Source organism: Pseudomonas sp. 1152_12 (genome assembly GCF_052850675.1).
Window position 1 is genome coordinate 292,727 of record NZ_VXCW01000009.1, and the last position, 11,170, is coordinate 303,896.

Consider the following 11,170-nt stretch of genomic DNA (forward strand, 5'->3'; position numbering starts at 1 on the left):
TTGGATGAGATCAAGTGTGGGAGCAGGAAAGCCAGCTCCCACAGGGGAACGGTATAGCGTTTAGAGGCTGTAGTAATAGCCGCGACTGCGCAACGCCACGACCCGTGGCCGGCCATCGGGGTGCGGGCCGATCTTCTTGCGCAGGTTGCTGACGTGCATATCCAGGCTGCGATCGTAAAGGGTCAGCTTGCGGCCCAGGGCGATCTGCGCCAGTTCCTGCTTGTCCAGCGGCTCGCCGGGCTGGCGCAGCAAGGCTTCGAGCAAGCGGCTCTCTGAAACGGTAAGGGCGAATTCTTGCTCATCGATAGTCACCACCCCGCGCACCGGGCTAAAGCACAGGTCGCCTAACTCCAGCTGCGTCGACACGGCGGCCGGGTGGCTGCGGCGCAGTACGGCGCGCAGGCGAGCAGTCAGTTCGCGTGGGTCACAGGGTTTGGCCAGGTAATCGTCGGCACCCAGTTCCAAGCCGAGAATGCGATCCAGTGGCTCGCCACGCGCCGAGAGCATCAGCACCGGCAACTCCGGGTGATCGTTGCGCAATTGCTTGAGCAACTCCAGGCCACTGCCGTCGGGCAGCATCACGTCGAGTACCACCGCCGCAGGGGCGCTGTCGGCCAAGGCTTTGCGTGCGCTCAAGCCGTCGTGGCAGGCGCGCACCAGAAAACCTTCCTGGCTCAGCCAACTGGTCAGCAGCTCACAGAGCTCCTGGTCATCATCTATCAGTAACAGCTCGCTCATGACTCACTCAATTTAGCCATTGTCGACGGCGACGGTGCCCACCGCTGGCGAAGATACCGCACAGCAAAGCGATCAGTGCGACGGCGCCACCGGTGACAAACCATTGCTGTTGCTCGGTCAGCCAGCGAGTCAAGGCGCCACCCTGTGTTTCTTTGAGTTGCTGGGCCAGGCGTTGGTTCTCTTGGCGCAAGCGACTCAGTTGGGTGCTTTCGCGGGCAGCGTCTGCGGTTTGCAGTTGCTTGCTCAGTTCCTCACGCAGCCGTTCGCTTTCTTTCAAACGTTGCTGCAACTCGATGATCTGGCTGCCGACACTCAAGGACAGAGGCGTGGAACTGCCGGTGTTCGAGGTTTCTTCAGCGTGGGCCGTAGCCCCGATCATTAACACTGCCAACAGACACAACTGACGTAAGCGCATCGGAACTCCTGATTCCACACGAATATTCAGAACGTTGTCGGCAGATTACCGGGAATAATGAGCAATTAGGAGCGCGCCGGATGCAATTGGTTCGGCGCGACTTCACTCGATACAGTGCGCTTAAGGCAGGACTTGCTTGAACGGCTTGATCACCACATCAGCGTAGACGCCCGCCGCCACATACGGGTCGGCTTTGGCCCAGGCCTGGGCATCGGCCAGGGAGGCGAACTCGGCGACGATCAGGCTGCCGGTAAAACCGGCGTCGCCCGGGTCATTACTGTCCACTGCCGGGTGCGGGCCGGCGAGTACCATGCGGCCTTCGGCTTGCAGTACTTTCAGGCGGTCGAGGTGCGCCGGGCGAACGCTCAGGCGTTTTTCCAGCGAGTTGGCAACGTCGGTAGCAATGATGGCGTAGAGCATGTCAGTCCTCGGTTTTCGGCGTGGTAGGGGCGGTGTCATGCAGGTGGCGCGACAGGTAAATACCTTGGCCGATCAGGAATAATACGGTCATGCCCAGGCTGCCGAAGACCTTGAAGTCCACCCAGTAGGCCTGGAAGGTAAAGGCCACGAACAGGTTGGCGGCGCCGCAGAACAGGAAAAACACGATCCAGGCCACGTTCAAGCGTGTCCAGATCGGCTCCGGCAGGGTCAGCGCGTGGCCCATGATCCGTTTGATCAGCAAGCGATCACCGATGAAGTGGCTGCCGATGAAGACCAGGGCGAACAGCCAGTTAACCACAGGGGCTTTCCATTTAAGGAAGGTTTCGCTGTGGAAGGTCAGGGTCAGGCCGCCGAAGACCAGGCAGGCGACCAGGGTCAGCCACTGGCTTTTTTCCAATTTGCGCTGGGAGATGAAGATGGAACCGTAGACCACGATAGAGCTGATGATCAACACGGCGGTGGCGCTGTAGATGCCCCCGAATGTCAGCTCGTGACCGGCGATATCAGTGACCCTGGGGTCGAGTTTGGTAACGATGAAAAACAGCAACAGCGGGATGAAGTCGATGAATTGTTTCACAGTAAGAGCCAGAAGCTGGATGTGGCGGCATAATAACAAACATCCTTGGTAGCGAAAGCGCCAGCTGACTTGAGGTTACACACTCCCGTGAATGTTGATTTGCACTGCCACAGCACGGCCTCCGACGGCGCCCTGGCGCCTGCGGTACTGGTTGCGCGTGCGTTTGAAAAAGGCGTGCGAGTCTTGTCGTTGACCGACCATGACACCCTCGAAGGCCTCGATGAAGCCCGCGAAGCGGCCCAGGCCCTGGGTATGCAGTTGGTCAACGGTGTGGAATTGTCCTGCACCTGGGGCGGCGCCACTATTCATGTGCTCGGCTACGGCTTTGATCAAAACGCGGCGCCTCTGGTCGCGGCCATCGCCCAATTGCACGATGGCCGCTGGCTGCGGTCAGAAGAAATAAGCCGCAAACTCAGCCTTAAAGGCATGCCCAATGCCCTTGATGGCGCTCGCGTTATCCAGCAGGAGCTGGGTGACAGCGGCAATGCCCCCGCCCGGCCGCACTTTGCCGATTGGATGGTGCGTGAAGGTTTTGTTAAGGACCGCGCCGAAGCCTTTCGCAAATGGCTGGGCGCCGGCAAGTTGGGTGACGTCAAGCAACACTGGCCGACCCTGGAAGACACCGTCGGCACCCTGCGCGCTGCTGGGGCCTGGGTCAGCCTGGCGCACCCCTGGCATTACGATTTCACCCGCAGCAAGCGCCGCAAGCTGATTGCCGACTATATTGGAGCGGGCGGCCACGCAATCGAAGTGGTCAACGGGCACCAACCCGCCGAACAGGTGGGCAGCCTGGCGATTCTTGCGCGCGAATTTGGTCTGCTGGTCAGCGCCGGCAGTGATTTTCATGGCCCAGGTGGCTGGTCCGAGATTGGCGAGTATCGCCAGGTCCCGGAAGACCTGCCGCTTTTGTGGGGGCGATTCAAACATGACCCCATTACTGCCACCGTCTGAACAGGTAGAACACGTGAGTCAATTCTTCCAGATTCATCCGGAAAACCCTCAAGCGCGCCTGATTAAACAGGCCGTAGAGATCATTCGCGCCGGTGGCGTGGTGATCTACCCAACGGACTCGTCCTACGCCATTGGTTGCCAGATCGGCGACAAGAGTGCGGTTGAACGGGTCAGACGCCTGCGTGACCTGGACAAGAACCACAACTTCGCGCTGATCTGCAGCGACTTGTCCCAGCTTGGTCTATTTGCGAAGGTCGACACTGGCACCTTCCGCCTGCTCAAAGCCCATACGCCGGGGCCTTACACCTTTATTCTGAATGCCACCCGCGAAGTGCCGCGGCTGTTGCTGCACCCTAAGAAACGCACCATCGGCCTGCGCGTGCCGGAGCACCCGATTGCCCTGGCGTTGCTGGCGGAGCTGGGTGAGCCGTTGATGAGTGTGTCGTTGATTCTACCCGGTGAAACCGAGCCGCTGTATGACCCCTATGAGATGCGCCGGCTGCTGGAAAAGCACGTCGACCTGATCATTGACGGCGGCTACGGCGGCAACAAGGCCTCCACGGTGATCAACTTGGCCGACGGCGAGCCGGAGGTGGTGCGCGTGGGCTGCGGCGACCCGACGCCGTTTATGGTCGAGGCCTGAATGTCGGTCGTGGAAACCGTCGACAGCCAGGCCGGCGCCCAGCAGGAACTGCCCTTTGCCATGGTTTATGGCCAGGCGGTCCTGGAAATGCCGCTGGATTTGTACATCCCGCCAGACGCCTTGGAGGTGTTCCTTGAAGCCTTTGAAGGCCCGTTGGACTTGCTGCTATACCTGATCCGCAAGCAGAACATCAACATCCTCGACATCCCGGTGGCGGAAATTACCCGCCAATACATGGGTTATGTTGAGTTGATGCAGACGGTGCGCCTGGAGTTGGCGGCCGAGTACCTGGTGATGGCCGCCATGCTCGCCGAGATCAAGTCGCGCATGCTGTTGCCGCGCTCGGAGACCATTGAGGCCGAGGAAGACGACCCGCGCGCCGAACTGATCCGCCGCCTGCAAGAGTACGAGCGCTTCAAGGCCGCCGCCGAAGGCATCGACGGCTTGAGCCGCGTTGGCCGTGATGTGGTGGTGCCCAAGCTCGACGCCCCGGAAGCTCGGGCGCGCAAATTGTTGCCGGACGTGAGCCTGGAAGAATTGCTGATGTCCATGGCCGAAGTGCTGCGCCGTGGCGACATGTTTGAAAGCCATCAGGTCAGCCGTGAGGCTTTATCGACCCGCGAGCGCATGAGTGATGTGCTTGAGCGCCTCAAGGGCGGTGGTTTTGTACCCTTTGTCGAGCTGTTCACCAAGGAAGAAGGGCGCCTGGGGGTGGTGGTGACCTTTATGGCGGTGCTTGAACTGGTCAAGGAATCCTTGGTCGAGCTGGTCCAGAATGAGCCTTTTGCGGCTATCCACGTGCGGGCGCGAGCCGAATAAAGAGCTGAATCGATGAATTTGACTGAACCCCGCGAACTGGCGCCCCTGCTGGAGGCCTTTCTCCTGGCCTCGGGTAAACCGCAATCTCTGGAACGCCTGTTCGAACTCTTTGAAGAGGCCGAGCGCCCTGAGCCGCCGGTGTTCAAGAAAGCGCTGGAGATCCTGCGCAAGTCCTGCGACGGCCGCGCGTTTGAGTTGCGCGAAGTGGCGTCGGGTTATCGCCTGCAGATTCGTGAGAAGTTTTCCCCGTGGGTCGGCCGCTTGTGGGAAGAACGCCCACAGCGTTATTCGCGGGCGATGCTTGAGACCATGGCGCTGATTGCCTATCGCCAGCCGATCACACGCGGCGAGATCGAGGATGTGCGTGGCGTGGCGGTCAACAGCCATATCGTCAAAACGTTGCTGGAGCGCGAGTGGATCCGCATCGTCGGCTACCGTGACGTGCCCGGCAAGCCGGCGATGTTCGCCACCACCAAAGTGTTCCTCGACCATTTCAACCTGAAAAACCTCGATGACCTGCCGCCGTTGGCCGAACTGCGCGAGATGGAAGCCGAGCCAGTTCTGGACTTCGACGACGCGCCGGTGCCTGCCAGCCTTCAGGAGTTGGCCGATGCCACGGCCGAGCCTGAAGAGCCGAAGGACGAAACCAGCTTCCATACCTTGTTGCTGGAATTGGACGACATGGAGCAGGGGATCAAGACCGACTTTGATGACTTGCTGCGTGAGGGGGCGGCTGAGCCGGAAACCCAGGCGAACGTTGAAACTGAGCCTGAACCCATCATTGAGGCTTACCCGGAGCCGGAGCCCGAACCTGAGGAAGACATTCTTGGCGTCGCCGAAGCGCGCGAGAAGCTTCTGGCCGCTGTCGCCGCCCTGGGGCAGCCTGAATTGAGTGACGAAGAGGCCGAGGCACAAGCCTTGGCTGAGGCTATCGAAAACGAGCGCCGCTCGTTTGAACCGTGATCGTTTGGTGAGGCGGGGCTGCGAGCGGCGCTCTACCTGTTAGTTCTGACAGTTGTTGTGCTGCGTCGCTCGGCGTTTACTTGCTGAACGCCATTGCGCCTGTGCCGTTTCATTCGTGGTGGTCGTAATCCCCTCTCTTTTGATATGGATGACCCATCATGAAAAACACTCGCAAGCACTTCACGGTTTCGCTGGGCGCAATGGTTTTAATCAGTTCGGCGGTTTTCTCCTCGGCCTATGCGGCTTCAGTGACTCGTAACCCTCTGAGTGGTGATGTCAGCGTCACTATCATCGCGGGCACTGACGCCACTGGTGCTATTGGCGTGAGTACCGGGGCTGAGGGCGTAGAACGTCCCGTCTACTATCGCCTTGATTCTTCTGACGCACTGTGGATCGGCGCATCCAATGCATTACCTCAGCACTGCAAACCGACTGAATTCAAGGATGACGACGGCACTGCGATTCCGGTCTTCGTTAAGTTGAAGTGCAATGGAGAAGACTGGCAAGGCAAGCTGTCCAAGACGGGTAAGGTATTCAACGTCAAGCGCTTTCCTTGATACAAGCCTCACGGCCGACCTTGGGCGCCTGCATTTTTGATCGGCCTCACGTTGCGCGCGGGGCCGAACTCAGAGGATTGCCATGAGCTCCAGCAAAGACCCCTGCATCAGTATCTGCAAGTTCAGCGATGACATCTGCGTCGGCTGTGGCCGTAGCAAGCGCGAGATCCGCGCCTGGAAGAAACTCGACAAGGTCGACAAACGCACGGTGCTGGCCGAAGCCGAGCTGCGCTTGCTGGCCCTGGGCGCCACCGGTCGGCGGAAAAGCAAATGACAACGGCTTAATCGACTAGTCTCTGATGCGTAACGCGCGCCATGCGCGTATGATTCGCGACCCTTTGGCGACGTATTCGGCCAAAGCCCCGCTTTCAACATTCTTCAGGCCACGCCTGAATCGACCCACCGGGAGGTGCTTAAGATGAACGACCAAGACCAGAACGACAGCCAGGAAATCGGCCCTGCAGGCGAAAAACTGCAAAAGGTGCTGGCGCGTATCGGCGTGGGCTCACGCCGCGACGTCGAAGCCTGGATCACCCAGAAGCGCATCAAGGTCAACGGCGTTGAAGCCACCCTTGGCCAGCGCGTCGACCTGCACGATGCAATCACCATTGATGGCAAGGTCATCAAACGTGAAGAGGCCGCCGAATCGGTGCGCCGCGTGATCATGTACAACAAACCTGACGGTGAGATCTGCACCCGTGACGACCCGGAAGGCCGTCCGACCGTGTTCGACAAGATGCCTAAGCCCAAAGAAGGCCGCTGGATCAACATCGGCCGTCTGGACATCAACACCACCGGCTTGCTGATGTTCACCACCGACGGTGAGCTGGCCAACCGCCTGATGCACCCGTCCTACGAGATGGACCGCGAATACGCCGTACGTGTACGTGGCGAAGTCGATGACGAGATGATCGAGCGCTTGAAAGCCGGCGTAGTCCTTGAAGACGGCCCGGCCAAGTTCACCGACATCAAGCAGGCGCCAGGCGGCGAAGGTTTCAACCACTGGTACCACTGCGTGGTGATGGAAGGCCGTAACCGTGAAGTACGTCGCCTGTGGGAATCCCAGGGCCTGGTGGTCAGCCGCCTGAAGCGCGTGCGTTTTGGCCCGGTGTTCTTGAACTCCGACTTGCCGATGGGCCGCTGGCGCGAAATGAGCCAGTACGAAGTCGACATCCTCAGCGCCGAAGTCGGCCTGACGCCGGTCGCTATGCCGCAGATGAACGCCAAGAGCAAAGACAAACTTGAGCGTATGCAGCGTAAGTCGTCGCGGCCTGTGGCGCGCACTGAACGGGTTGCCCGCACCCTGCGCCCAGCGCTGAATGCACCGGCCACCGGTGGTCGTATCTCCCGTGAGCCGCACATCGAAGGTGAGCGTCGCCCAACGGCCCCGTCGCGTCAGGAAGGCGAGCGTGCACCCCGCACCCCGCGCCCTGCACGTGGCGGTGAAGCGCCAAGCGGCGGTCGCGGCAACCGTGGCGAAAGCCGCGGTGCTCCGGCTTCCGATCGCCCAGCCGACAGCGCCAACACCAAGCGCCCAGCCAAGCCTGCGCCGAAAAAGCGCCCAGGCCTGAAACTGGTCGCTGATGAGCCGTCTGGCAAGCGCCGTGGCGCTCCGGCCGGTTCCGGTCAGCGTCCTGGTTTTGGTCGCAAGAAGCCGCAGTGATGTAAGTGCTGCACAAAAACGCCAACCTTAGGGTTGGCGTTTTTTTTTGCTCTGAATTCGCAATGCGATCAACTGTGGGAGCGAGCAAGCCCGCACACATTTAGATCTCAGTTGACTTCGAAATCGGCTTTCAGAACGCAAAAGTGCCATCAAACACCGGCTTGTCATCCAGCGCCAACACCCCGCTGGCAAAAATCAGATCCAGGTGATGACTGCCTTTTTGCCCGCCGCCCAAGCCCAGGTGCAAACCGCAATGGCGCTCTTCAAACCCGGCATTGCGTGCATACAAATCCTTGACCCCTTCATTGGTGCCAATCCCCAGCTCCTCCACGCGACGGTTGGACGGGTTGGCGTTCAGGTATTTGTTGAAGTCATCCGCCAGCCCCGGCACGTCGCTGGCCACGCTGCAAATCGTCGAGTTCTCGATCCACAGTTCCAGCGGTGATTGCAGCACGCCGTATTTGCGCGCAAACGGGATGGTGCTCAGAAAGGTGCCGACGAACCGCACTTGGCCGTTGATGGCCTCGCTGTGGGTGGCAATCTCGCCCGGCGCCAGGTCGTGGTTGCCGACGCCGTTGATGTTGGTCCACTTCTTGATGCTGTTCATCGGCGCTTCCAGGCGAGAGCCGTGCTTGTCGGTAAAGCTCAGCACGTTGGCCTGGGACATGCGCCGGATCAGCGTGGCGTTGAGGTCGGCAATGCGCTGTGGTTCGACGCTGAACGTGTCGTAGAAGTAGTCGCCGTAATCCTTGAACAGCAGGGACTTTTTCCAGTGCTCAGCCATCACGCCTTGCAGGGCGCGGATAAAGTCCGGGCCTTCGGCGCGTGGGTTGGGCAGGGTCGAGGAGTCGTAGAGAAACAGGTACAGGTCGCAAGCCTCGATGGCCTGGGCCAGGGTCTCGCTGGCGGCCAGGTCCAGGCGTTGCACGTGGAAGTTAAAGCGCGCAGCACTGCTGTGGGTGATCGCTTGGGCGATCGCGTCGTAGCGCTCGGTATGGCCGAGCAGCACGGTAGGGCGGCTCAGGCCGTTGAGGGCCGGGTGGTGTGCGAGGTAGTAGAGGAAGTGTTCGACGGCGCGGGCCTTGTCCATGACGGGTGTCCTTCTGTGCCTTGGGTAAGGGGGCAGGTGCCGTGCACAGCACCTGCCGGATGCCTGCCGGTGTTAGAAAGGCCACATCGCGGTGCCAAATGGCACGACCGCATCGGCTTGCATCATTTCAACGGCGGCCTCATGGGTCGGCGCTTCAAACCAATCGTCAAGTTGCAGTTCGGTTTCCAGGTCGTTTTCCAATGTTTGCATGGTGTATCTCCTAGAGGACGTTGTTCGAGAACGGCTTGCCAGCGGGCTTCGCTGCGCAAGTGGAAGAACCTAGGCGAGAGTGTTTCGGAATGCAAAAAATTTATTGACACGGTCTCATTTGGATTTTTTCTTCTGTTTTTCTGTGTCCCATGTTTTTCCAGAAAAAACAGCGAGCTGGCCGAACCGATTGATCAGAATTTGGCGGCCGACAATTTTCTGATGGATGACTGATAGAGCTGCCTGTAAAGCAGCTTTTACGCGGTGTAACGCATAATTTACGCTATGGCTCAAGCATTCCGGGCGTGTGTATTGCTGTAAGGAATCTCTGACAGATTGTCGCGGGCGCTCTGCAGAGGCGGCTTGAAGCTGTCGAGCGGTGTACAATGTGCCGCGTTTTACTGTGACCCCCTTGCGTAACCACGCAAAAGGCCAAGACCCAGGGTTTACCCACCCTGATCACTCCGCCCGACCACGAGCCGGACGGGTTCGATTTCGTCACAGATAAAAACAAACAGGTGACGCATGACCGTTAGAAAGACGCTGTACTCCTGGTGCCTGCGCTGGGGTTTGAGCGGCGCTGCTTGATCGACATTCAAGACAGCTACGTGCATTCAACATCATCAAACCTTGCGTGAGACCCTTTTCATGAGTGGACCCCATTCCTCTTCAGGTGAGCTGAAACGCGGCCTGAAAAATCGACATATCCAGTTGATCGCCCTTGGTGGCGCCATCGGCACCGGCCTGTTCCTGGGCTCGGCCGGGGTGCTCAAATCCGCCGGCCCGTCGATGATCCTGGGCTATGCCATCTGCGGCTTTATCGCCTTCATGATCATGCGCCAGCTCGGCGAAATGATCGTCGAAGAGCCGGTTGCCGGTTCCTTCAGTCATTTTGCCCACAAGTACTGGGGCGGTTTTGCCGGTTTCCTGTCGGGCTGGAACTGCTGGATCCTGTACATCCTGGTGGGCATGTCTGAGCTGACGGCTGTCGGCAAGTACGTACATTACTGGTGGCCGGAGATCCCGACTTGGGTCTCTGCGGCGGTATTTTTCGTACTGATCAACCTGATTAACCTGGCCAACGTCAAAGTCTTCGGCGAGGCCGAATTCTGGTTTGCCATTATCAAGGTCGTGGCCATCGTCGGCATGATCGCCCTGGGCAGCTACTTACTGGCCAGCGGCAGCGGCGGTCCGCAAGCGTCGGTGAGCAACCTGTGGGAGCACGGCGGCTTTTTCCCCCACGGCGTCGGCGGCTTGGTGATGGCCATGGCGATCATCATGTTCTCGTTCGGTGGCCTGGAAATGCTCGGCTTTACGGCGGCCGAAGCCGACCAGCCACGTACCGTGATCCCCAAGGCGATCAACCAGGTGATCTACCGCATCTTGATTTTCTACATCGGCGCACTGGTGGTGCTGCTGTCGCTGACGCCGTGGGACAGCCTGCTGGCGACTCTCAACGCGTCGGGCGATGCCTACAGCGGCAGCCCGTTCGTGCAGGTGTTCTCAATGCTGGGCAGCAACACCGCCGCGCACATCCTTAACTTCGTGGTACTGACTGCGGCGCTGTCGGTGTACAACAGCGGCACCTACTGCAACAGCCGCATGCTACTGGGCATGGCTGAGCAAGGTGACGCGCCCAGGGCCTTGGCGAAAATTGACAAGCGCGGCGTGCCGGTGCGCTCGATCCTTGCTTCAGCGGCGATCACCCTGGTGGCGGTGCTGATGAACTACCTGATCCCGCAACACGCGCTGGAACTGTTGATGTCGCTGGTCGTTGCCACGTTGGTGATCAACTGGGCGATGATCAGCTTCTCGCACTTCAAATTCCGCCAGCACATGAACCGCACCGGCCAAGTGCCGTTGTTCAAGGCGCTGTGGTACCCGTACGGCAACATCCTCTGCGTGGCCTTTGTGGTGTTTATCCTGGGGACCATGTTGATGATCCCGGGCATTGACCGTTCGGTGTACGCAATCCCTGTGTGGGTGGCGTTCATGGGGCTGTGCTACTGGATCAAGAACAAGCGCAGCGCCGAAGCGGCGCTGACCGCGACGAGTGCGGCGTTGAAGTAAGCCGTATCGCATCCACAGAAAACCCGGCGCCTTGCC

General features: G+C 59.6%; 14 protein-coding genes. 8 read left to right on the forward strand and 6 right to left on the reverse strand.

The features are described 5' to 3' along the window. Positions 1–60: 60 nt before the first annotated feature. The 4 genes from FW764_RS19000 to FW764_RS19015 form a co-directional block, all read right to left on the reverse strand. Positions 61–738, reverse strand: coding sequence for a response regulator transcription factor (locus FW764_RS19000; RefSeq protein ID WP_446435182.1), 678 nt, complete (start codon positions 736–738; stop codon positions 61–63). A gap of 7 nt (positions 739–745) precedes the next feature. Beyond that, on the reverse strand, positions 746–1,153 hold the full coding sequence (locus tag FW764_RS19005) for a translation initiation factor 2 (RefSeq protein WP_446435183.1): 408 nt from the start codon (positions 1,151–1,153) through the stop codon (positions 746–748). A gap of 120 nt (positions 1,154–1,273) precedes the next feature. After that, the gene (locus FW764_RS19010; RefSeq protein WP_446435184.1) at positions 1,274–1,573 is read right to left on the reverse strand and encodes a YciI family protein; all 300 of its coding nucleotides are present in this window, start codon (positions 1,571–1,573) and stop codon (positions 1,274–1,276) included. Between the two features lies 1 nt (position 1,574). Then, positions 1,575–2,171, reverse strand: coding sequence for a septation protein A (locus FW764_RS19015; RefSeq protein WP_083357030.1), 597 nt, complete (start codon positions 2,169–2,171; stop codon positions 1,575–1,577). An 87-nt stretch (positions 2,172–2,258) separates the two neighbouring features. Between FW764_RS19015 and FW764_RS19020 the strand changes: the two genes are divergently transcribed. The 7 genes from FW764_RS19020 to rluB all read left to right on the forward strand — a co-directional run bounded on the left by FW764_RS19020 (position 2,259) and on the right by rluB (position 7,767). Then, positions 2,259–3,122 carry a PHP domain-containing protein gene (locus tag FW764_RS19020; protein ID WP_446435185.1) on the forward strand — a complete coding sequence of 288 codons (864 nt, stop codon included), beginning with the start codon at positions 2,259–2,261 and terminating at the stop codon, positions 3,120–3,122. A 13-nt stretch (positions 3,123–3,135) separates the two neighbouring features. Then, positions 3,136–3,765, forward strand: a complete 630-nt coding sequence (locus FW764_RS19025) for an L-threonylcarbamoyladenylate synthase (RefSeq protein WP_053257721.1) — start codon at positions 3,136–3,138, stop codon at positions 3,763–3,765. 120 nt (positions 3,766–3,885) lie between these two features. After that, positions 3,886–4,584, forward strand: coding sequence for a segregation and condensation protein A (locus FW764_RS19030; protein WP_173667140.1), 699 nt, complete (start codon positions 3,886–3,888; stop codon positions 4,582–4,584). Between the two features lie 12 nt (positions 4,585–4,596). Continuing rightward, positions 4,597–5,547: an SMC-Scp complex subunit ScpB gene (gene scpB, locus FW764_RS19035; protein ID WP_446435186.1), complete on the forward strand. Its 951-nt coding sequence runs from the start codon at positions 4,597–4,599 to the stop codon at positions 5,545–5,547. Positions 5,548–5,705: 158 nt separating this feature from the next. Beyond that, on the forward strand, positions 5,706–6,104 hold the full coding sequence (locus FW764_RS19040) for a hypothetical protein (RefSeq protein ID WP_446435187.1): 399 nt from the start codon (positions 5,706–5,708) through the stop codon (positions 6,102–6,104). A gap of 82 nt (positions 6,105–6,186) precedes the next feature. Continuing rightward, entirely contained in the window at positions 6,187–6,378 is a 192-nt protein-coding gene (locus FW764_RS19045) for a DUF1289 domain-containing protein (protein ID WP_145159550.1), read from the forward strand. Between the two features lie 144 nt (positions 6,379–6,522). Then, on the forward strand, positions 6,523–7,767 hold the full coding sequence (gene rluB, locus FW764_RS19050; protein ID WP_446435188.1) for a 23S rRNA pseudouridine(2605) synthase RluB: 1,245 nt from the start codon (positions 6,523–6,525) through the stop codon (positions 7,765–7,767). Between the two features lie 130 nt (positions 7,768–7,897). On the opposite strand, the gene FW764_RS19055 is transcribed toward rluB, so the two are convergent. Then, positions 7,898–8,857 (reverse strand): leucyl aminopeptidase, encoded by a 960-nt coding sequence (locus FW764_RS19055; protein ID WP_446435189.1) that lies wholly within the window; start codon positions 8,855–8,857, stop codon positions 7,898–7,900. Positions 8,858–8,929: 72 nt separating this feature from the next. Then, positions 8,930–9,067, reverse strand: a complete 138-nt coding sequence (locus FW764_RS19060) for a hypothetical protein (RefSeq protein WP_164558414.1) — start codon at positions 9,065–9,067, stop codon at positions 8,930–8,932. Between the two features lie 645 nt (positions 9,068–9,712). Between FW764_RS19060 and FW764_RS19065 the strand changes: the two genes are divergently transcribed. Then, complete coding sequence (locus FW764_RS19065; RefSeq protein WP_446435190.1) at positions 9,713–11,134, forward strand: amino acid permease; 1,422 nt, start codon at positions 9,713–9,715, stop codon at positions 11,132–11,134. Positions 11,135–11,170: the final 36 nt, after the last annotated feature.